The 22,153-nt window shown below is 59.5% G+C and carries 21 protein-coding genes; 18 read left to right on the plus strand and 3 right to left on the minus strand.

The features are described 5' to 3' along the window. The first annotated feature begins 27 nt into the window (after positions 1-27). On the plus strand, positions 28-1,686 hold the full coding sequence (locus BQ5361_RS07440) for an AMP-binding protein (protein ID WP_035471994.1): 1,659 nt from the start codon (positions 28-30) through the stop codon (positions 1,684-1,686). A gap of 331 nt (positions 1,687-2,017) precedes the next feature. Further along, positions 2,018-3,673, plus strand: a complete 1,656-nt coding sequence (locus BQ5361_RS07445) for an AMP-binding protein (protein WP_035471991.1) — start codon at positions 2,018-2,020, stop codon at positions 3,671-3,673. Positions 3,674-3,800: 127 nt separating this feature from the next. Here the strand turns inward: BQ5361_RS07445 and BQ5361_RS07450 are convergent, their stop codons facing one another. After that, the gene (locus BQ5361_RS07450; RefSeq protein ID WP_052130975.1) at positions 3,801-5,840 is read right to left on the minus strand and encodes a glycoside hydrolase family 2 protein; all 2,040 of its coding nucleotides are present in this window, start codon (positions 5,838-5,840) and stop codon (positions 3,801-3,803) included. A 162-nt stretch (positions 5,841-6,002) separates the two neighbouring features. On the opposite strand from BQ5361_RS07450, the gene BQ5361_RS07455 reads away from it, so the two are divergent. The 16 genes from BQ5361_RS07455 (at position 6,003) to BQ5361_RS07525 (ending at position 20,069) form a co-directional block, all read left to right on the plus strand. Further along, positions 6,003-6,545 (plus strand): CvpA family protein, encoded by a 543-nt coding sequence (locus tag BQ5361_RS07455; protein WP_035471988.1) that lies wholly within the window; start codon positions 6,003-6,005, stop codon positions 6,543-6,545. A gap of 13 nt (positions 6,546-6,558) precedes the next feature. Then, entirely contained in the window at positions 6,559-7,476 is a 918-nt protein-coding gene (rsgA, locus tag BQ5361_RS07460; protein WP_071424995.1) for a ribosome small subunit-dependent GTPase A, read from the plus strand. Then, positions 7,457-8,149 carry a TrmH family RNA methyltransferase gene (locus BQ5361_RS07465; protein WP_052130974.1) on the plus strand — a complete coding sequence of 231 codons (693 nt, stop codon included), beginning with the start codon at positions 7,457-7,459 and terminating at the stop codon, positions 8,147-8,149. The genes rsgA and BQ5361_RS07465 overlap by 20 nt, the downstream gene beginning before the upstream one ends. Before the next feature lie 239 nt (positions 8,150-8,388). After that, positions 8,389-9,642: a competence/damage-inducible protein A gene (locus BQ5361_RS07470; protein WP_035471983.1), complete on the plus strand. Its 1,254-nt coding sequence runs from the start codon at positions 8,389-8,391 to the stop codon at positions 9,640-9,642. A 244-nt stretch (positions 9,643-9,886) separates the two neighbouring features. Then, the gene (fldA, locus tag BQ5361_RS07475) at positions 9,887-10,393 is read left to right on the plus strand and encodes a flavodoxin FldA (RefSeq protein ID WP_035471980.1); all 507 of its coding nucleotides are present in this window, start codon (positions 9,887-9,889) and stop codon (positions 10,391-10,393) included. 404 nt (positions 10,394-10,797) lie between these two features. Further along, positions 10,798-11,031: a 50S ribosomal protein L28 gene (gene rpmB / locus BQ5361_RS07480; RefSeq protein ID WP_022063701.1), complete on the plus strand. Its 234-nt coding sequence runs from the start codon at positions 10,798-10,800 to the stop codon at positions 11,029-11,031. A gap of 15 nt (positions 11,032-11,046) precedes the next feature. Further along, complete coding sequence (gene rpmG, locus BQ5361_RS07485) at positions 11,047-11,235, plus strand: 50S ribosomal protein L33 (protein WP_022063702.1); 189 nt, start codon at positions 11,047-11,049, stop codon at positions 11,233-11,235. An 11-nt stretch (positions 11,236-11,246) separates the two neighbouring features. After that, positions 11,247-11,402: a DUF4295 domain-containing protein gene (locus BQ5361_RS10345; protein WP_022063703.1), complete on the plus strand. Its 156-nt coding sequence runs from the start codon at positions 11,247-11,249 to the stop codon at positions 11,400-11,402. 516 nt (positions 11,403-11,918) lie between these two features. After that, a complete protein-coding gene (locus BQ5361_RS07490) occupies positions 11,919-13,175 on the plus strand; it encodes a porin family protein (protein ID WP_035473517.1) in 1,257 nt (418 codons plus the stop codon). A 45-nt stretch (positions 13,176-13,220) separates the two neighbouring features. Then, positions 13,221-14,039 (plus strand): PstS family phosphate ABC transporter substrate-binding protein, encoded by an 819-nt coding sequence (locus BQ5361_RS07495; RefSeq protein WP_035473557.1) that lies wholly within the window; start codon positions 13,221-13,223, stop codon positions 14,037-14,039. Between the two features lie 62 nt (positions 14,040-14,101). Further along, entirely contained in the window at positions 14,102-15,301 is a 1,200-nt protein-coding gene (pstC, locus tag BQ5361_RS07500; protein ID WP_035473555.1) for a phosphate ABC transporter permease subunit PstC, read from the plus strand. Beyond that, a complete protein-coding gene (gene pstA, locus BQ5361_RS07505; protein ID WP_022063707.1) occupies positions 15,298-16,155 on the plus strand; it encodes a phosphate ABC transporter permease PstA in 858 nt (285 codons plus the stop codon). Before pstC ends, pstA begins: the two co-directional genes overlap by 4 nt. A 6-nt stretch (positions 16,156-16,161) precedes the next feature. After that, on the plus strand, positions 16,162-16,908 hold the full coding sequence (pstB, locus tag BQ5361_RS07510) for a phosphate ABC transporter ATP-binding protein PstB (RefSeq protein ID WP_035473516.1): 747 nt from the start codon (positions 16,162-16,164) through the stop codon (positions 16,906-16,908). Positions 16,909-16,934: 26 nt separating this feature from the next. Beyond that, positions 16,935-17,603 (plus strand): phosphate signaling complex protein PhoU, encoded by a 669-nt coding sequence (gene phoU, locus BQ5361_RS07515; protein ID WP_022063709.1) that lies wholly within the window; start codon positions 16,935-16,937, stop codon positions 17,601-17,603. A 40-nt stretch (positions 17,604-17,643) separates the two neighbouring features. After that, positions 17,644-18,336: a response regulator transcription factor gene (locus BQ5361_RS07520; protein ID WP_022063710.1), complete on the plus strand. Its 693-nt coding sequence runs from the start codon at positions 17,644-17,646 to the stop codon at positions 18,334-18,336. Further along, entirely contained in the window at positions 18,333-20,069 is a 1,737-nt protein-coding gene (locus tag BQ5361_RS07525) for a sensor histidine kinase (RefSeq protein ID WP_035473515.1), read from the plus strand. The genes BQ5361_RS07520 and BQ5361_RS07525 overlap by 4 nt, the downstream gene beginning before the upstream one ends. 149 nt (positions 20,070-20,218) lie before the next feature. Here the strand turns inward: BQ5361_RS07525 and BQ5361_RS07530 are convergent, their stop codons facing one another. Together BQ5361_RS07530 and BQ5361_RS07535 are read right to left on the minus strand one after the other, a co-directional pair. Then, the gene (locus tag BQ5361_RS07530) at positions 20,219-20,425 is read right to left on the minus strand and encodes a hypothetical protein (protein ID WP_022063712.1); all 207 of its coding nucleotides are present in this window, start codon (positions 20,423-20,425) and stop codon (positions 20,219-20,221) included. Positions 20,426-20,583: 158 nt separating this feature from the next. Next, entirely contained in the window at positions 20,584-21,705 is a 1,122-nt protein-coding gene (locus BQ5361_RS07535) for a glycosyltransferase (RefSeq protein ID WP_035473514.1), read from the minus strand. Positions 21,706-22,153: the final 448 nt, after the last annotated feature.

Here is a 22,153-nt window from a genome sequence, read left to right on the forward strand (position 1 = left end):
AACTTTGTCATTTAACCGAATACGTTTATGATGCAGGAAAACCTTATCAAGATATACCAGCAGAGCTTCCGGGAGAACAGGGAGCTGGCCGCGCTCACCGACTACTTCAAACAGGAGACCTTCTCCTATTTCGAGATGGCCAAGGAGATAGCCAAACTGCACCTGCTCTTCGAGGAATGCGGCATAGAGAAAGGAGACAAGATAGCGCTGATAGGAAGAAACAACACCCGCTGGGTGATAGCCTATCTGGCAACCGTCACCTACGGCGCAGTCATCGTACCCATGCTCCAGGACTTCCCCGCCAACGACGTGAACCACATCATCAAGCACTCCGAATCGAAGCTCCTCTTTCTGGGAGACACCTTCTGGGACATCATCCACGAAGAGGAACTCGACCTGATACAGGCCGTCTTCTCGCTCACCGACAACCACTGTATCTACGAAAAGGAGGGAACCCGGATAACCGATTTCCAGCGGGACATACGCCGGCATTTCAACGCCCGTTACCCGAAGGGATTCAGCGTGGAGGACATCAGCTACCCCGACATCCCCAACGAAGCGCTCTGCCTGCTGAACTACACCTCGGGAACGACCGGTTTCAGCAAGGGGGTGATGCTCTCGGTGAACAACCTGACGGGCAACGTGGTCTTCGTCCGCTCGCACGACATACACGCCCGCGGCAGCCGAGTCCTCTCGTTCCTGCCCCTCGCCCACGCCTACGGCTGCGCCATCGACATGCTCTCGCCGCTGGCGGTCGGTGCCCACGTCACGCTCCTGGGCAAGATGCCGGCCCCCAAAATACTGGTGGAGGCAATGGCGAACGTCCGGCCGAACGTGGTCGTCACCGTACCGCTGCTCATCGAGAAAATCGTCCGCAAGCAGGTATTCCCCAAGATAAGCCGCGGCGTGGCCAAAGTGGCCGTAAAGATTCCGGGCGTCAACAACAAGATATATGCGGGCATCCGGGAGAAACTCATCGAAACGTTCGGAGGCGAACTGAGCCACGTCATCATCGGCGGGGCACCGCTGAACGCCGAGGTGGAAGATTTCCTCACGCGGATAAAGTTTCCCTTCTGCGTCGGCTACGGCATGACCGAGTGCGGCCCGCTCATCAGCTATACGGATTACTGGGAGTTCATTCCGCGCTCGTGCGGCAAGATACTCGCCCCCATCATGGAACTGCGGATAGATTCGCCCGACCCCTTCAATGTTCCGGGCGAAATACTCACCCGCGGAGAGAACGTCATGATGGGTTACTACAAAAACGAAAAGGCCACCGCCGAGGTGCTCGAACCCGACGGCTGGCTCCATACGGGCGATATGGGCACTACGGACGACATCGGCACCATCTTCATCCGCGGCCGCTGCAAATCCATGCTCCTCGGTTCCAACGGACAGAACATTTACCCCGAAGAGATTGAAGCCCGCCTCAACAACATGCGATGCGTGATGGAGAGCCTCATCGTCGACCGCAACGGCAGGCTCGTAGCACTCGTGGTACCCGACTACGAACAGGCCGACAACGAGGGCGTGGACCACGCGAAACTACAGGAAATCATGAATGAGAACCTGAAAGAACTGAACACGCAGGTAGCCGCCTACGAACGGATAGCGGAAATCATGCTCTATCCTACCGAATTCGAAAAGACGGCCAAAAGGAGCATCAAAAGATACCTTTACAGATAGACTGCCACGACGGAGAAGCGTATCCGCCCTTCAGGGAGAAACGGCGTCCGGAACCGCATGTGCAGTTCCGGACGCATATGTTAAGGCATCGCCTTACGACAGGCTTTTTTCAAATCTGAACATCGTAAAAAAGCCACTCCGCTCAAAAGAAAAGACGAATTCCCATGTCCCTTTTCATTCCGACATATGGGGCGGTACGAATTGACGAGACAACCGTCCGGTCCCGAAACATCCGAATTAGACATCGTAGATAACTTTGCGGCGACGCACATGCCTCCCGCAGTTAGTATTATTTTTGTTGTGTTCCATCACAACCCCTAAACGCCCCCGCATGTTACAGGACAACCTGATTAAATTCTTCGAGGAGAGTTTCAAGGAGCACAGCGACGCCCCGGCCATCACCGACTACTTCACCAGCGAGGTATTCACCTATTACACGCTGGCGCAGGAGGTCGCTAAACTGCACATGCTTTTCGACGCATGTGGTCTGAAAGAGGACGACAAAGTGGCCGTCGTGGGACGGAACAACCCGCGGTGGGCAGCGGTCTGCATCGCAACGCTCACCTACGGCAGTACCGTCGTTCCCATCATGCAGGATTTCGATGCGAACGACATCAACCACATCATCGCCCATTCGCACGCCCGTCTGCTCTTTCTCAGCGACATTTTCTGGGACATCGTCGAACCCGACAGCGCCCGCCGGGTAAAGGCCGCGTTCTCGCTCTCGGACTTCCGGTGCCTTTACGAACGCGACGGAGAGAAGCTGACGGCTTTCCAACGCGACATCCTACGCCACTTCAACGCCCGGTACCCGAAAGGGTTCCTGCCGGCCGACATATCGTACGAAGCTCCGGCACTGAAACACGTGGCCGCAATATGCTACACTTCGGGAACGACCGGTTTCAGCAAGGGGGTAATGCTCACGGTGGGTAACCTCACCGCCAACGTCTCCTATACTCTCTCCCGGAAACTGTTCGGACGGGGAGTCCGGACGCTTGGTATGCTGCCGCTGGGCCACATCTACGGTTTCGTACTCGACATGCTCGCCCCCCTCGCGGCAGGCTCCCATATCACGCTGCTCGGCCATATCCCCTCTGCCAAGGTACTCACCAAGGCGCTTCAGGGGGTACATCCACACGTAGTATGCACCGTGCCTCGGATTCTGGAACAGCTCACACGCAAAGAGGTGCTCGAACGCATGCAAACCGGAGCCGTCAGGCTTGCGTCGCTCGTACCGGCCATGAACAGTCTCATCGAGCCGGCCGCACGCAAGATACTCACGCACGCCTTCGGAGGCGAAATACGTCTCGTCATCGTCGGCGGAGCCCCCCTCAACCGCGAAATAGAACACTTCCTGCTGCGCATCCGGTTCCCGTTCACCGTAGGGTACGGCATGACCGAATGCGGTCCCCTGATAAGCCACTCGGCACCGGAAGAGTTCGCAGCGGGCTCCTGCGGACGCATCGTCAGCCGCATGGAGGTACGGATAGCTTCGTCCGACGCAGCGAAGATTCCGGGCGAAATCCTCGTCCGGGGCGACCATGTGATGGCGGGATACTTCCGCGACAAACGCAGTACGGCATGTGCCATCGACCGCGAGGAATGGCTGCATACGGGCGATATGGGGACGCTCGAAGGCGATGTTCTGCGCGTACGGGGACGTCTGGAGAGCCGGATAACGCTGCCGGACGGCAGAGAGGTCTATCCGGAGGAAATCGAATCGAGGCTGAACGTAATGGACGGCATCATGGAGAGCCTCGTAGCCATGCACGAAGGGCGGCTCGTCGCGTTCGTCGTACCCGATTACGAACAGGCCGACCACCTCGGCATCGGCATGAACGGCATCCGGGAGATGATGGATGCCAACCTCGCAGCCCTGAATGCCTCCCTCGGCGACGCACCGCACATAGAAGCAATCATTCTCTACCCCTCCGAATTCGAGAAGACACCCAAGATGTCGATTCGGCGTTATCTGTACGTAAAATAATCCGAACTGCGAATTTTATACAAAGAGCCGCCGGCGCATCTCCACTGCGGGAAATGCGCCGGTGTTTTTTTCCGCCCGTCGGGATACCGCAACCTCCGCCGGCAAACAAAGAAGAGTCCGAAACCCGTCACACACCGCCGCCCGGCCGGCAGGTCAGCACGACCGTCTCCTCCACGGTCACATAATCATCGTCGCCGGCGATGACGGCAAAGACCCTGAGACCGTTCTCGCCCAGCCGCAACTGCACGCCGTCCCACTTCATGACACCATTGCGGGCCACACGGGTGCCGAGCGACACTCCGTTGACACAGAGCTCCGCAACGGGAAGGTTGGTATAGACCGTCACGGTCTGTATCTTATCGCTTCGGCGCCTCTCCCGTACCGAAGCTATGTGAATGAAGGGGTCCTCCCGGTTCCAATTGGCCTTGTAAAGCCAATAGGCATCCTTACGCACCTGCCGGTCGAACGTCACGAGTCCGCAGTCGTTCACCCCCCGGAGACCGCCCGCAGCGGTCCGCACGGAGCCGTGGTCGAACATATCGCCGACGAACACCCCCCAGAAAGCCCTTTCGTCCGCCAGCGCGCCGATATGCACTTCATGCACATAGGCCTGCCAATTCTCCGGGTGCCATCCGCTCGCAGGGTCGGGCCGTACAAGTTTCGGGGCATACTGCCCCGCAATGCCGCCCACCCGGTAACTGACGCCCGAACGGATTTTGCGCCACTCCGCATCGCCGCGGAGCTGGTCGCGCCAGATGGCGATATCGCCCGGCAGTCCCGTCTTCCAGCCGAAGGTATGGTTCCACACAACAAGGTCCGTTATCCGGTTCACGTCACCGTCCTTGTTGCTTATACCTACGGTAAGACGCCCGGGGTCCAGCGACTTCACCAGCCGGTTCATCTCCTCGATAAAGGGAATGGGGTCATCGCCAAGTATCTCCGGGTCTGCGAATATTCCCCAAAATGCCACCGACGGATTGTTGTACCGCTGGCAGACCAGCTCCCGGAACTGGCGTTCCGCATTGTCGCGGAATGCCGGCGTAGCGAAATAGCCGCGTTCGTCGAGCGTCGAAGTTCCCGCAAAGGGACCGTCTGCCAGTACGACGACCCCCTCCTCGTCGCACAATTCGTAAAAGGCGGGATGGTGCGTTCCCCCGGCCACACGGACGGCATTGGCCCCCATTTCACGGATAAGCCTCATATCCCGGCGCAGCTCCTCTTCGTTGAAGACCGGCCCGCTGAAGGCCTGGTCGCGCCACAGCACCACTCCGCGCAGGGGGTAGGAGATACCGTTCAGAAAGAATCCGCGGGCGGCATCCACCGAAAAAGTGCGCAGCCCCGTGCGGAACGATACCGAATCGGTACGCGTCCCGTCGGCGAGGACGACTGTGACGGTATAGAGATAGGGGTCTGCGGTTCCCTGCCACAGGTGCGGCCGCTCTATCTCGAACGGCAGCTCCGCCACCGACAGGCCCCCGTCGGCCCGATGCTTCGCATGCCCCGAAAAGACCACGCTGTCGCGGGCGTCGAGGATACGCATGTCAAGCTGCACGTGGCGGCTGTCCGGAACATTCACCGTCACTGCGGCGCTGCCCGATGCCCGGAGCGTGTCCGCACGTTCCGTGGCAAAAAGCACCCCGCAGCCGCCATAACCGTCGAAGCCTATGGCGGCAGGCTCGGTCACAATGATTTCGGCCTGCCGGAAAAGTCCGCCGTAAACGTTCTCCTCGCCCGCGGTAGGCAGCACGTCCAGCCGCGCCCCGTTGTTCACTATCACCCACAGGAGGTTTTTCCCTCCGTAATCCAGCAAATCGGTTATCTCGAACTCGAACGCGTTGTTACCGCCGCGGTGTTCCCCCGCATGGCGGCCGTTCACCATCAGGTCGGCCACCGTACCGGCCCCGTAGAAACGGACGAACACACGCTTGCCGCGCCACTCCGGACGGGCCTTCAGATAACGGAAATAGTTGCCTATCCCGCGGTAATAATCCAGGCGCCCCACCGCCGCATCCGTATCGTTCCACGTATGGGGCAGGGTGACACCGACCGAATCGCGACGGTCCACGGTATAGAATTTCCAGCCCCGGCCGATATCGTACACCTCGCGCCCTGCCAGCGCAGACACCGCCGGCAGAAGCGCCAGCAAAACGAAGAAAAACCTTTTCATAAGCCCCGTTCAGATGAATGTGCGGCAGGCCCTGAGGCCTGCGAAAGGCGGGATTCCGCCCGCAGGCACTCGGCCGGTGAAGCCGCGCCCGTTCCACACGGCGTTAAAGGTAGCGATTTTTTTACTACTTTCGTGACATAATCCCATCGCAAAGGAGACGACATGAATACGCTCGACATCATACTGCTCGTCCTGCTCCTCATCGCCGCCGTGGCCGGATGGCGCAAAGGCATCATCGTACAGGCGTGCGGCATCGCGGGACTCGTGCTGGGCATCCTCTTCGCCATGCGCTTCAGCCGGACGATAGGCGGATGGCTCGGTGCGGGCGAGGAGCTCTCCCCCGTGCTGGGCTTCGTCGTGATACTCGTCGTAAGCATCCTCGTGCTGGCACTCATCGGCTACCTGTTCAAAAAAGTGTTCCGCCTTACCGGTTTCGGCATCATCGACCGGCTCGGCGGCCTTGCCCTGAGCGTGGTCAAGATAGGCATGCTGCTGGCGGTACTGACTGGATTCTTCGCAAGGATGAACGACAACTACCATTGGGTAAAGCCCGAAACAATCAGCGACTCGGTCATCTACAGACCTCTCCAGGCGATGACCGACGCGGTCTTCCCCTACCTGGTCAAGGCCAAGGAGAAGATTTTCGACGAAACGCCTTCGCAGGAAGAGACGAAACGGGCGGAGACGGAAGCCCGACCGGCATAACGGAGCACAGGATATGGAGACAGGAATCGTGACAGAGAGTACGGGAAGCCGCTACATCATCCTCACGCCGGACGGCAGACGGCTGGAGACGCGGCTGCGCGGCAGGCTGCGCCTGAACGGGAGCCGCACGACAAATCCCGTAGCCGTGGGCGACCGCGTCCTTTACGAGGAGACCCCTGAAGGTGCCACGATAACGGCGGTGGACCCCCGCCGCAACTACTTGATACGCCGCGCTTCGAACCTCTCAAAAGAGTCACACGTCATCGCCTCGAACCTCGACCGGGCCCTGCTCGTGGCGACGCTCTTCTCGCCCGTCACCAACACCGAATTCATCGACCGTTTCCTCGTGACGTGCGAGGCCTACGCCATCCCGGCGGCCATCGTCCTCAACAAGCTCGACCTCGCGGCGGAACGGCCCGACGAACTGGACGAGTTCATCGCGATATATGAGACCGCCGGCTATACGGTCTATCCCGTGTCGGCGACCGAAGGCACCGGTCTGGAGACGCTGCGCGAACTCACGGCCGGAAAGACCACCCTGCTGACAGGCAACTCGGGGGCGGGCAAATCCACCCTCATCAAGGCGCTCGTACCCGATGCAGATGTCCGCATCAACCGGATTTCGGAGTACCACCACAAGGGGATGCACACGACCACGTTCGCCCGCATGTACCCGCTGGCAGGCGGCGGAAACATCATCGACACCCCCGGCATCAAGGGATTCGGGCTCGTGGACATCGAACCGGGCGAAGTGTTCCGTTACTTTCCGGAATTCATGCGTCACTCCCCCGACTGCCAATACTACAACTGCACGCATACGCACGAACCCGGCTGTGCAGTCACCGCTGCCGTAGAGCGGGGCGACATCGCTCCACAGCGTTACATCAGTTACATCAAACTGCTCGACGAAGATGGGAAATACCGCCAATGACGGAATGCGCAGCCCGGAGTGGTATCGTCCGCGCATCGCCTACCTCTCGCAGTTCATCCTGCCCGAACGATTCGAAACCTTCCGACAGGTACTCTCCATGCGTACCCGGTGGATGACCGTCTGCATGGAGAACACCTTTCATCCGCAAAACGCGAGCGCCATCATCCGCAACTGCGAGGCATTCGGTATTCAGGACATACACACCGTCGAAACGCTCTGCCCCTTCAGTCCCAACACCCACATCGTCAAGGGAACGGACAAGTGGATTGACCTGCACCGGCATGCCGACACAGCCGGCGCACTCGCCGCCCTGCGCAGGGCGGGTTACCGACTCATCGCCACCACGCCCCACAGCGGCGACACTTCACCGGAAGCATTCGACGTATCGCAAAGCCCCTTCGTACTCATATTCGGCACGGAACACGCCGGGATAAGCGACGAGGTCAAGGCGGCGGCAGACGGATTCATCCGCATCCCGATGTGCGGTTTCGTGGAGAGCCTCAACGTCTCCGCCTCCGCAGCCATCCTCCTCAGCCAACTCTCCTCACGACTGCGGGCAGGCAACGCTCCGTGGCGGCTGTCCGATGACGAACAGGCCGCCCTGCTCTTCCGCTGGCTCATGGAGAGCATCCGCGACTCGCAGCGCATCCTCGCCCACGAATTTCCGGAGTAAGCGGGAGAACCGGAGACGGTACGGCATCGGGACAGTGTCCGGACCTCCTCTTCTCCGGAACCGCCCGGAGCCGTACCGGGGTCACCGGCTTTCGCAACGTACCCGCCGACCGGACGGCCACCGCACGAAAACACCCGGCGGCACCTTCACACCGTTCCGCGTCTCCGAAGATATCCGCCCCGAACGACACAACGGCCGACGGTTTTTCATAAATTTACCCTCCGATAAAACCATACGACATGAAAGCAGAAATCATCACCATAGGGGACGAAATCCTCATCGGCCAAATCGTCGATACCAATTCGGCATGGATAGCCGCAAGGCTGAACGAAGCAGGGTTCACCGTAGTGCGGAAACTCACCGTCGGCGACGACCGGCGGGAGATAGCCGATGCGGTCGAGGGAGCCATGCGCACCGCCGACGCGGTCATCGTCACCGGCGGTCTCGGTCCCACGAAGGACGACATCACGAAACAGACGCTGGCAGGCATCTTCGGCGGCGAAATGGTACGCGACCGGGAAACTTACGAACGCAACGGCCGGATACTCGCCGCACGCGGCATCGAGTACAACGAGCTGAATCGGGAGCAGGCGACGGTTCCCTCCTCGGCCGAAGTACTTCAGAACATGCACGGTACAGCACCGGGCATGTGGTTCACCCGGGGCGGCAAGGCGGTCGTCTCCCTGCCGGGCGTTCCCTTCGAGATGAAGGAGCTGATGGAGACGGAAGTGATGCCGCGGCTGGCCGCACACTTCCGGCAAAGCAAGGTCGTACACCGCACTGCCATCACCTACGGACTGGCCGAATCGGTACTCGCGGCAACGATAGCGGAATGGGAGGCGGCTCTGCCCGGCTACCTTCATCTGGCCTACCTTCCCAGCCCTTCGCAAATCAGACTGCGCCTCTCGGCCTACGATATCGAAGGACGACGGGAGGAGGAGGAAATCGAACGGCGGTTCAGAGTGCTCGAACGGCTGATACCGGACTACTTCATCGGTTACGGTGACGCCACGGTAGCCTCGGCGACAGCCGACCTGCTGCGGGCCCGCCGGGCGACGCTGGCCGTGGCGGAGTCGTGCACGGGAGGCGCCCTGAGCGCATCCTTCACCGCCATGGCGGGAGCCTCCGACTACTACCTTGGCGGGGTGGTGTCGTACAGCAACGACGTCAAGGTCGGGATACTCGGCGTATCCCCCGACACGCTGCGGCTGCACGGGGCCGTCAGCGAACAGACCGCCTGCGAGATGGCCGAAGGGGTACGCCGCCTCTGCGGTGCGGATTACGCCCTCTCGACCACCGGGGTGGCGGGCCCCACGGGAGGCACCCCGGAGAAGCCCGTCGGCACGGTATGGATAGGGCTTGCCACACCGCACGGAACCCGGGCCTGCAAATCGGTCTTCGCCCGCCTGCGGACACAGAACATCGAACGCGCAGCGGCCGCGGCCGCCAACATGCTCCGGCTGGAACTGCTGCACCGACAGCCGACAGAGTAACCCCCAAAAACACACTCCCCCGCATGGCCGCCTTTCGGGCGGCCATGCGTCTTCCCGGCTCCGAACCACAACGTCCGCTCCGCCGCGGAAACCCGCTCTGCTGTCCGCGCCGGACAGACCGTCCGACACGCCCCAACGCTTTCCGTCGTCCCGTCCCGCGACCCGAAATCATCATCTTTAGGTATTTCAAGCCCCGATGCGATGGCCTTAATTTGCAGTGTTCAAACCAAATCTCTTTAAAGACATGAAAAAGACCGGCATATTTTACGGCTCCTCGACCGGCACCACCGAGGCCGTCGCCAATCTTATCGCATCCAAACTGGGTATAGCCCCGGCCGACGTACATGACGCAGGCAAACTCACCGCAGACCTGGCAGGCTCCTACGACGTCCTGATACTGGGCACCTCCACCTGGGGATACGGCGAACTGCAGGACGACTGGAACGACGCCGTCGAGACGCTGAAGAAGATGGACCTTTCCGGCAAAACGGTAGCCCTCTTCGGCTGCGGCGATTCGGAATCCTACTCCGACACCTTCTGCGACGGCATGGGTATCCTTTACGAAGACCTGAAAGACAGCCAATGCAAATTCATCGGGTTCGTACCCGACACGGACTATACCTACAACTCCTCCGTATCGGCAGTGGACGGCCACTTCGTGGGGCTTGCCATCGACGACGTCAACGAAGGGGACAAGACCGACGAGCGGGTCTCGGCCTGGACCGACGAGATACGGGGCAGCATCGCCTGACAGGGACGCCCTCTCCGGCCGCCGGTCTTTCAGCCATTTCCCGGCGGCCGGGAGCGGCACGGCCCGCAACCAATACAGGAAGGCGGCATCGATACCCGTACGGGCGGCTTCACGTATCCCAAGCCCATCATATCATAGCTGCCGCAGGACAAATTCATTCCGCCGTCTTCCTCCTCTCTTGCCACCCGCAACAGCACACGTATCTATATACGGCCCGATACGCCGTACCGTCTCCACGACTGCCTGGTTCCCATCTCCGCCCCGCAGCGGAGAAACCGCCTGCACAGGCACAAACGGTCTCCTCACAACCGTCAGATACCCCGACGTACTTGCCGTTTTGAAAAAAAGTCGTATATTTGCGAGCCTTATTGCGAAACAGGGCTTAACGAAATTAAAACGACAGAATGAAAGCTTGCGAAATCACCGGAAAAACCGCCGTTACCGGAAACAACGTTTCCCACTCGGTAAGGCGTACCAAACGCAGATTCAATCCCAATTTGAAGACGAAGCGTTTCTGGTTGGAGGAGGAAGGCCGCTGGATTACCCTGAAAGTATCCGCCGCCGGAATCAAGACTATTAACAAAAAGGGACTGACAGCCGCCCTCAAGGAGGCCAAGGCTCCCAAGAACCTCTACTAAATCATCGACTGAACAATGGCAAAGAAAGGAAAAGGCAACCGTGTCCAGGTAATTCTGGAGTGCACGGAGCAGAAAGAGAGCGGGGTACCGGGCATGTCGAGGTACATCACGACCAAGAACAAGAAGAACACGCCCGAAAGGCTCGAACGCAGGAAATACAATCCGTATCTCAAGAGGGTGACGGTACACAGGGAAATTAAATAAGCAGACAAACCATGGCAAAGAAAGTAGTTGCAACGCTCAAAACTGGTACGGGCAAGAATTTCACCAAGGTCATCAAAATGGTGAAGTCCGACAAGACCGGCGCTTACGCCTTCAAATCGGATATCGTACCGAACGACCAAATCAAAGAGTTCTTCGACAAGAAATAGTACGAAGGAATCTTTTGCGTCGTGCCTCCCGGACAGGAGCACGGCACAAAAAGCGCGGCCTGAATCTTCAGGCCGCGCTTTTTGTGTTTCTCTATCATCCCGTTCTGCACCGCTCCGGGAAACATCCCCGAAAGAAGACCCTGCGAAACGGTTTGCTACTCTCCGCCGCCAACACCGGCATCTGCCCCCATCCACCTTACGGAACATTCCCGAAACACACCTAGCAGAACACCGCTGTTCCGAGAGGTTCCGCCACACACAAGGACACCCCATTGCCGAAAAATCCGGCTTGCCCGCCGGCCGGCTACGTTGCATTTTTGTTACGGTGACCGGACGCGCAGGCGTCCGGTCGTGTCGAACGGAACGACACGACCATTTTTCGCATTTCATAACACCCGACACACAAGCACGTTACAAGTTACCGTCCCCTCCGTATCGTTGTAATATTTTCGTAACACAAACGTAAACGGGGCGTAAATACGCCTCCATAGCTTTGCAGCGACAAAAGCAAGGGAGATGACATTACGCACAAAAGCCGCAATCCTGTTCGCCGCACTGCTGGCCATCCACACCGGCACGGCGGCAGCACCGGACGGGCACGACGACCGGAAAGAGAAAAGACACGAAGAACCGGTTTCGGATAAGGGGAGACTGAAAATCTCCGGTTACCTCCAGCCGCAGTTCCAGTGGGGAGAGGGCGACGCCTCCCTGAAAGTGGGCACGCCGAACGACAACCCGTCCGAGTCGTTCAACCGGTTCGGACTGCGCCGCGGTCACCTCAAATTCGCATACGCCTACAAGACGGCCTCGGCGGTGGTGCAGATAGACGTCAGCACCGAGAAGGGCGTCATTCTGAAAGATGCCTATATCGACGTAAAGGAGCCGTGGCTCCGGACATTCGGTTTGCAGGCCGGAGTCTTCAACCGTCCTTTCGGTCTCGAAATAGAGCTCTCCTCATCGGTACGCGAGACCCCCGAACGCTCCTATATCTTTCCGATGCTCTTTCCCGACGAACGCGATTTCGGCGCCATGCTCGTCATTCGGGCCCCGGAAGATTCGCCCTGGCACATTGTCGGCCTGCAGGCGGGCATCTTCTCCGGCAACGGCATCGGTCAGGACAACGACAACCGCAAGGATTTCATCGGCCATCTCTCCTTCGGCGACGAGTTCGACGACTTCTCGTTCAGGGCCGGCGCCTCCTACTATCACGGATTCGTATATCAGGGAACGGGCACCGTCCACACGATGACCGACAGCGGCTTCCGGACGGAAACCGACCCGTCCAACAAAGGGCGGTACGCCAAAAGACAATATTACGGTTTCGACGCATGCTTCCGGTTCGAGACCGACCTGGGTACGACCACACTGCGGGGCGAGTACCTCTTCGGCACGCAGCCCGGTACACAGACCTCCAGCAAAAGCCCCAATACGGCGGCACTGCCCGCATCGGACACCTACCTGCGTCCGTTCCGGGGCGGTTACGTCCTTCTCGCCCACGACATCGAGGATACGCCCTTCTCGCTGGTAGCCAAATACGACGTCTACGACCCCAATACGAAAGTATCGGGCAATGCGCTCGGCACGGGCGGGACGGGCATCACCGACGCACTGCGATGGGCCATCGGCTTCGGCGCCACATGGCACATTATGAAAGGGCTGAAGCTTACTGCCTACTACGACATCGTGCGCAACGAGACGAGCACGGCACTCGACGGTTTCGCCGCCGACCTGAAGGACGACATGTTCACCCTCCGCCTGCAATACAAATTCTGAAACACGGAAAAATATCATTCACAGGAACATAAAAACATGAAGACCATGAAAAAGTTCATCATCGCGGCCGCTCTCCTGCTGGCAGGATTCGCAACGGCCAGTGCACAGAAAATCAAAGGTTCGGATACCGTCCTTCCCCTCTCCCAAAAAGAAGCCGAGGAGTACATGAAGGTCAATCCGTCGGCCACCGTAACGGTCACGGGCGGCGGCAGCGGCGTAGGCATCTCGGCCCTGATGGAGGGTACGACCGACATCGCCCAGGCTTCGCGCCGCATGAAGTTCGACGAAAAGCAGAAGATACAGAAGGAAGGCGACAAGGTGAAGGAGACCGTCGTCGCCTACGATGCCCTCGCCATCGTGGTACACCCTTCCAACCCGGTAACCAACCTCACCCGCGAACAACTCGAAGGTATCTTCACGGGCCGGATAACCAACTGGAAAGAGGTGGGCGGTGCCAACATGAAAATCGTCCCCTACTCACGCGAGACCTCCTCGGGTACCTATGAATTCTTCAAGGAGAGCGTGCTCCGCAACCGGAACTACATGAACGGCATCATGAGCATGCCGGCCACGGGCGCCATCATCCAGTCCATCAGTCAGACCAAGGGCGGCATCGGATACGTGGGGCTGGCCTACCTCAACGACAACGTGAAGGCCGTCCACGTATCCTACGACGGCGGCAAGACCTTCACCGCCCCGTCGGTAGCCAACGCCAAGGACGGCAGCTATCCCATCGTCCGTCCGCTCTACTACTATTACATGACACACTCCGAAAAGACGGTAAAACCTTTCGTGGACTATATCCTCTCCCCTGCGGGACAGCAAATCGTCCGGGAGATAGGCTTCATCCCGGTAAGCGAATAAACGGACACTGAAACGGGCGGCGGTCCCCACGGCAGCCGCCCCACCTGTCAGCCATGAAGAGATTGAGGAAAATACTCGAACGCACGATAGAAGGCATCTTCACCGTCAGCGGAGCCGTGACCACCGTCACCATCCTGCTGATAGTGGTATTCCTCTTCCGCGAGGGGCTCGGACTTTTCAAAAGTCCGGCCGTGGAAAAGGGCTATCTCCTCTGCGTCAACACTTCCAATACGGTATCGCACCTGAGCTCCGCACAGATAATGGATATCTTCGACTACCGGACCGAAAACTGGAGACAGGTCGGAGGGCCCGACGAGGCCATCGTCCCGTTCCGCTTCGAGGAGGTGTTCGACCGCTACCCGGAGGAGGCTTTCGGCGAGGATTACGAACTGTTGCCCCAGCGGCTGGGCGAGGTCATCGCCTCGACGCCGGGTATCGTCGCCTTCATCCCCGACCAATACGTCCCCGACGGAATGGCCGGCGTCAAGATACTGCGGAGCGACCGCATCACGCCGGCCGACTTCTTCGGAGGGCGCCAATGGATACCCACCGCCACGCCCGCCCCGCAGTTCGGGGTACTCCCGCTGATACTCGGCACCCTGCTGGTCAGCTTCGTGGCGATACTCATCGCGCTCCCGCTGGGGCTCGGCGTCGCCATCTACCTCTCCGAACTCGCCGGCGAACGCATGCGCAAGGTACTCAAGCCGACTATCGAGTTGCTGGCCGGCATCCCCTCGGTGGTGTACGGCTTTTTCGGGCTTGTGGTACTCGTACCGCTGATACAGAAGACTTTCGGGCTGCCGGTCGGAGAAACCGCCCTCGCCGGCAGTCTGATACTCGCCGTCATGGCTCTGCCGACTATCATCACCGTAGCCGAAGATGCCATGCGGGGTACCCCGCGCGCCATGCGCGAAGCGAGCCTCGCCCTCGGGGCGACCCACTGGCAGACGATTTACCGCGTGGTAATCCCCTATGCCGGTTCGGGCATCTCCGCTGCCGTAGTGCTGGGTATCGGCCGCGCAATCGGAGAAACGATGGCGGTACTCATGGTGACGGGTAACGCCGCCGTGATGCCGCGCTCGCTCTTCGAGCCGGTGCGGACCATCCCCGCCACCATCGCGGCGGAACTGGGCGAAGCACCCGCCGGCGGAGCGCACTACCAGTCGCTCTTCATGCTGGGGTGCATTCTCTTCATCATCACGATGGTCATCAGCGTCACGGCCGAAATGATTTCCAAACGACAATCCAACAAAGGACTATGACGGGCAAAAGAACCAACCAACGGATAGCTTTCTGGATATTCCGTATCCTGGGGCTCATCGTCGTGGGGATACTCTTCTGGATACTCGGTTTCATCATCTGGCACGGAGCCGGCGTCATCAACTGGAAGTTCCTCACCACGGCGCCGACCGACGGCATGACGGGCGGCGGCATCTTCCCCGCGATAGTGGGCACCTTCTGTCTCATCGCGGGCAGCATGGTGGTGGCATTCCCGCTCGGGGTAATGTCGGCCATCTACACCACCGAATACGCCGGCAACGGAAAAATCGTCCGCTTCATCCGCATCATGACCAACAACCTCGGCAGCATCCCCTCCATCATCTTCGGTCTCTTCGGCATGGCACTCTTCGTCAATGCCCTCGGCTTCGGAGACTCGATTATCGCCGGTTCGTTCACCCTCGGCCTGCTCGCGCTTCCGCTGGTCATCCGCACCACGGAGGAGGCACTCAAGGCCGTCCCCGATTCGTACCGCACGGGCAGCCTCGCCCTCGGAGCCACCAAACTTCAGACGATATGGCGCGTGGTGCTGCCTACGGCCTTCCCCAATATCACGACGGGCCTCATTCTCTCCATCGGACGTGTGTCGGGCGAAACGGCGCCGATACTCTTCACGGCGGCGGCCTACTTCCTGCCCAAGCTGCCGACGAGCATCTACGACCAGGTGATGGCGCTCCCCTACCACCTTTACGTGATAGCCACGAGCGGCACCGACCTCGAAGCCACCCGTCCCATGGCCTACGGCACGGCGCTGGTGCTTATCGTCATCGTGCTGGCCATGAACCTGCTCGCCTCGTTCCTCAGGCGCCACTTCGGCAAAAAAGTCAAAACGAACTAACGCATTATGATAGAAGCAAAGAACGTCGATTTCTACTACGGCGACTTCCATGCGCTGAAGAACATCAGCATGACCATGGAGAGCAATACGGTGACGGCCTTCATCGGTCCCTCCGGGTGCGGCAAGTCCACCTTCCTGCGGCTGTTCAACCGGATGAACGACCTCATCCCCGGGACGCGCCTCACGGGCGAATGCCTCGTGGACGGCAACGACATCTACGGCAAAGGGGTGAATGTGGACGAACTTCGCAAGAACGTGGGCATGGTCTTCCAGAAGCCCAACCCCTTTCCCAAGTCGATATTCGAGAACGTGGCCTACGGGCTGCGCGTAAACGGCGTCCGCGACAAAGCCTTCATTCGGCAGCGCGTGGAAGAGTCGCTCGCGGGCGCAGCGCTCTGGGACGAAGTGAAAGACAAGCTCAAAAAGTCGGCTTACGAACTCTCCGGCGGGCAGCAACAGCGGCTCTGCATCGCGCGGGCCCTGGCCGTTTCGCCCTCGATACTCCTCATGGACGAACCCGCCTCGGCGCTCGACCCCATCTCCACCTCCAAAATAGAGGAACTCATCCATTCGCTCAAAAAGGAGTACACCATCGTCATCGTCACCCACAACATGCAGCAGGCGGCACGGGTAAGCGACAAGACGGGCTTTTTCATGCTGGGCGAGCTGGTCGAATACAACGACACCAAGAAGATGTTCCTCAATCCGGACAAGGTACAGACACAGAATTATATCACCGGCCGGTTCGGTTAACCGGACAAAGCGCAACGACCAGGACAATGAAACATACGGAAAAAGAGCTGACGCTCCTGCGCGAGGAGGTCAGCCAGATGTGGGGGCTGGTGCTCTCGCAACTCGAGAAGGCCCGCCAGGCCTATCTGAACAACGATGCGGAACTCGCCCGTGAGGTGGCGAGCCGCGAAAAGAGGGTAGATACCTACGAACTCAAGATAGACAGCGACTGCGAGAACTACATCGCGCTGTTCGGGCCGGTCGCCGTAGACCTCCGGCTCGTGCTGTCGCTCATCAAGATAAGCGGCACGCTGGAGCGCATCGCCGATTTCGCCGACGGCATCGCCCGCCATGTGATAGAGGAGGAGTGCGCCGCCCTGCCGGATTCGTTCAAGGAAGAGCTTCGCGTCGGCACGATGTTCGATACGGTTATCTCCATGCTGTCGGACAGCTTCGTGGCGCTCGAATCGGAGAACACGAAACTCTCCGGACGGATACTCGCCAAGGACGAAACGGTGGACGAAATCTACCACGACGACATCCGCCTGCTGGCCGAATACATGCAGAAGGAACCCGTACAGGCACGGTGCGTACTGGATACGCTGCTGGTGCTCCGCAAGATAGAGCGCATCGGCGACCACTGCAGCAACATCGTGGAGGAAATCGTCTTCTACATAGACGCCAAGATACTCAAGCACAACAGGAACAAAGAATAATCCTATCTTTGCGAAAGCAGATTCAAAAAACGTCATACACATGGACGAAAGGATACTCGTCGTAGACGACGAAAAGGACATATGCGAAATATTGGGCTTCAATCTCTCCAACGAAGGATACCGGGTAGATACGGCGACCTCCGCCGAGGAGGCCCTTCGGAAGCTGACGCCCGAACATGCGCTCATACTGCTCGACGTCATGATGGGCGGCATGTCGGGCTACAAAATGGCCGAGAAGCTCCGTCACGACGGCAATCGGATACCCATCATCTTCCTGACAGCCAAGGATACGGAGAACGACATGCTGACGGGCTTCTCCGTAGGGGGTGACGACTACATTCCCAAACCCTTCTCCATCAAGGAGGTGGTGGCCCGTGTCAAAGCAGTGCTCAAACGCAGTGCAGGACAGTCGGCCGGCCCCGGACAGCGCGAAGGCCGGCTCGTCTTCGGCGACGTCACGATAGATTTCGACACCAAAGAGGTAATCATCGGCCCCCATGCCATTCCGCTGACGCGCACCGAATTCGACATCCTTACGACGCTCGCCTCCAATCCCGCCCGCGTCTTCAGCCGCGAGGACCTGATAGACCGCATCTGGAAGGATGCGCCCTTCGTGACGGAACGCACCGTGGACGTCCACATCACGCGGCTGCGCAAGAAACTGGGAGCCAAGGCGTCGCTCATATCGAGCAGGCCGGGATACGGATACCGTTTTAACTACACAGAAGAATGAAACTGACATTCCAGCGGAGGCTCACGCTCAGCTTCCTCATCATATTCGTCATCTTTACCGCCGGAGTGGTGGTATTCGAGCAGGGCCAGGCACGGCGCTACCGTACCGAAGCGCTGGAGGAGCGGCTCGACGCCTATGCGGAGATGATACACGCGTGCGTGGCCGGCGACACCCCCGACAGCATCGACCTGAAGGTACTGCTTCCCCTGCTGCCGCAGGAACTGCGCCTCACGGTCATCGGAGCCTCCGGAGAGGTGGTATACGACAACCTGTTCGCCGAACCGGGCGAACTCGACAACCACGCCGGGCGGCCGGAAGTGGCGAACGCACGGAAGCAGGGTGCCTCCTACGACATCCGCACCTCGGCCTCGAACCACATCCCATACATCTACTACGCCAAATACTTCGGCAACGACTTCGTTCGCGTGGCGCTGCCCTACGACGTAAAGGTAAAACACTTCCTCCAGCCCGACAACGGATTCCTCTACTTCATCGTCATCCTTTTCGCCGTAGGCCTGCTCTTCATCCACTATGTGGGGAGCCTTTTCGGCCGGTCGGTCAAACGGCTCCGCGACTTCGCCTCCACAGCGGACGACGCCGATGCCGACCTCGGCACGGCGCACTTTCCCCACGACGAGCTCGGGGAGATAGGCCAGCGCATAGCCGGCAGCTACAAAAGCTTGAAGGAGAGTGAACGGACACTCGTTCGCGAACGCGAAAAACTGCTCCAGCACGTACACAGTTCGGCCGAGGGGGTATGCTTCTTTCGACCGGACGGCTCGGTGGAATTCTACAACGGCCTGTTCCTGCAATACATGAATACCATCAGCGACGTAGTGGTAAGCGACAACCCCGCCCTCCTGACGCTCGACGTATTCGAACCCGTCCGACGTTTCCTCGCGTCCGGGTCTGGAGAACAGTATTTCGAAACGCACCTTCAGGACCAGGGCAGGGAGTTCCTGCTGCGCGTGAACGTTTTCGACGACAAAAGTTTCGAGGTGGTGTTCAACGACATCACCCGACAGGAGAAGACGCGCCGCCTGAAACAGGAGATGACCGGCAACATCGCCCACGAACTCCGCACACCGGTAACGAGCATCCGGGGCTACCTCGAAACGGTGCTCGAAACGCCGATGCCGCCCGAAAAGGAGCGGGACTTCATCACCAAAGCCTACCGGCAGACGCTCGCGCTATCGGAACTCATCCGCGACATGAGCCTGCTCACGAAGATAGAGGACACGCCGGGTTCCTTCAATTTCGGCAGAATAGACCTCGGCGCGGTGATAAACCGGGTGACGGCCGAACTCGAACCGGCCCTGCAGGCAAAACGCATCACCGTGGAGAACACCCTGCCGGCGGGCCTCACGGTGAACGGCAACGAAAGCCTCGTCTACTCGATATTCCGCAACCTGACCGACAACGTGATAAACCACGCGGGCGAAGGGGTACACGTCACCATCGGGAAACGCGCCGAACGCAACGGGTATGTCTACATCTCCTTCGCCGACGACGGCTGCGGCATCGGCGACCGCAGCAAGCTCAACCGGCTCTTCGAACGTTTCTACCGTCTCGACGAGGGACGCACGAGGGACGCGGGAGGTTCCGGGCTCGGACTGTCGATAGTGAAGAACATCGTAAGTCTCCACGGCGGAACCATAACAGCCAAAGAGCGCCGTGAAGGCGGGCTCGAATTCCTCTTCAGCCTCCCCACCGGCGACACTTCCCGGAAATAACCCGAGGGGGGATACGGTTCGCCCGCTGCAGCCGAAGCCGCAGGTCCGGCCTGACCGCTGCAAATCCGACGGGCGCGTGACAAACACGCGCCCGTTCTTCTCTTTTCCGGCATGGGGATGCCGTAACGGCAGGCCCCGCAAAGGGCCCGTCAGTCGTCGCCGCGCACCCCCGCCTCATCATAAACAGGCCGGTGCCCTACCCCGGCTTCATCCAGGGCTTCCGGTATCTCTTCGTCTACGGAGACCTCCTCCGTCAGGTCGGCGGCAATGGCCGTCTCGTCCCGCGTACCGTCCGCAAATCCGTTGTTGTCGGTGGAGTCCACCCTCCTGTCCGAACGTATCCTTATCTCTGCCATAGTCATGCGTTTTAATCGAACATCCCCGCCCCTAATCCAGACAGGCATAAACACAAACGAGCATGGGCAAAAACAGTACCACGCTGCGAAGCGTTCCGACAGGAAAGACAAAAGGATAACAGCAAAGAGGCGGAAGGAAAGCGAAACCGGCGGAAAGCTCAACGCGTCTTCTGCGAGAAAAATTTCGTCACCCTATAGGTATAAGGCTCGTCCTTCCGAAGGACACGCCGCAGCCAAAGCCCGTAGAGATAGCCTGCTCCGTAGCCGTAAAGTTGTATGAACGATGTCCATACAGCGAGCCACCCTATCGCAACGCTCCGGTTACGCACCGAGGCGTCCGCGAACCACAGCAGCATGAGCGCCCCGAAAGGAAGGCTGAACCACCAGGGCGCATAGACGGCACCGAAGAGAACCAGCAGCAGGCCGCCCCACTGAACGGGAGTGCCGAGAGCCCAAAGGGCCGCCACCCCGACAACGGCGAGCAGGAACCAGGGGCTCGTGCACAACGCGGCAAGCAGCAGTGCCGCCGAACCAATCGTAAAGAGCGAAGGCAGCATGAAGAGCGCCCTGCGCGACTCCGGATGGCGGATATCGAGGTTCACCCGCGCCGTACCGAACACGAAAACCTGTTTGAAAAAGAGCCGCATGCTCGTCCGCCGCTTGTGGCACACCTTCGCATCGGGCAGGAACCAGGCCTGTGCCCCGGCCGCCATGACACGCATGCTGAAGTCGATATCCTCGCCGATGCGCATGTCGCTGAAGCCCCCCACCTGTTCGAAGAGCGGACGCGAGATGCCGAGATTGAAACTCCGAGGAGAGAATTTACCGATGCTGCGCCTGTTTCCCCGGATACCGCCGGTGGTGAAAACCGAGGTCATGGAGTAGCTGACCGCCTTTTGCAAAGGGCTGAAATCGGGAGCCGCCATATCGGGACCGCCGTAAAAGGCGATGCCGCGGGCTTCCACCTCCGCATAGACGGTTTCGAAATAACCCGGCGGAACGATGCAGTCGGAATCCATAATGACCAGAAAATCGCCGTGCGCATGGGCCGCACCGGTATTGCGGGCCGCCGCCGGGCCGCCGTTGGGCTGGCGGACATAACAGATATCCAGCCGGTCGGCATACTCCCGCACCACCCCGTCCGAGGAGAGTTCCGGCGCGGAACCGTCCTCGACCACGACCGTCTCAAAGTCGCGCCGCGTCTGGTGCGTCAGCGATTCGAGGAGCTCGCGCACCTCCTGCGGCCGGTTATATACCGGTATGACAAGCGATATGAACATATCTTTCCGAATTCAACTGCCCTGCAAAGATAAGTTTATATTCGATGAAAAAGAACGGTTTCCACCGAATGCCATCCCATCGTGAAGCGGCAAGGCAATGCAGCCGAAACGAAGAAACGGCACATCCGCATCGAAACGCGGCGACACGAAACAGGTATCGGCTCATGCTCCGGGAAGCACGGCCGTTTTCCCTGCCGCTGCGGCAGCAAGCTCCCTCATCCAGCCGCTCCCGAATGCAGACGGACATAACGGTCACCAACTGACGCCGGGAAGCATGGCCGGGCGGAGGAACGCCGCCGGCTCCGTACAGCGGGAGATATTCGGCATACAAAGACGACATCCGTAAACCGCGCTCCGGATTCCGGCTGCGCATCCGATTGCCGGACACAGCAAGGGACGACCGAAACGGCAGCCACCCCGTTTCCGGTTCTCCTGCCGGCCGCGGCGC

Origin of the sequence: Tidjanibacter massiliensis (assembly GCF_900104605.1) — a bacterium.
Lineage (GTDB): Bacteria > Bacteroidota > Bacteroidia > Bacteroidales > Rikenellaceae > Tidjanibacter > Tidjanibacter inops.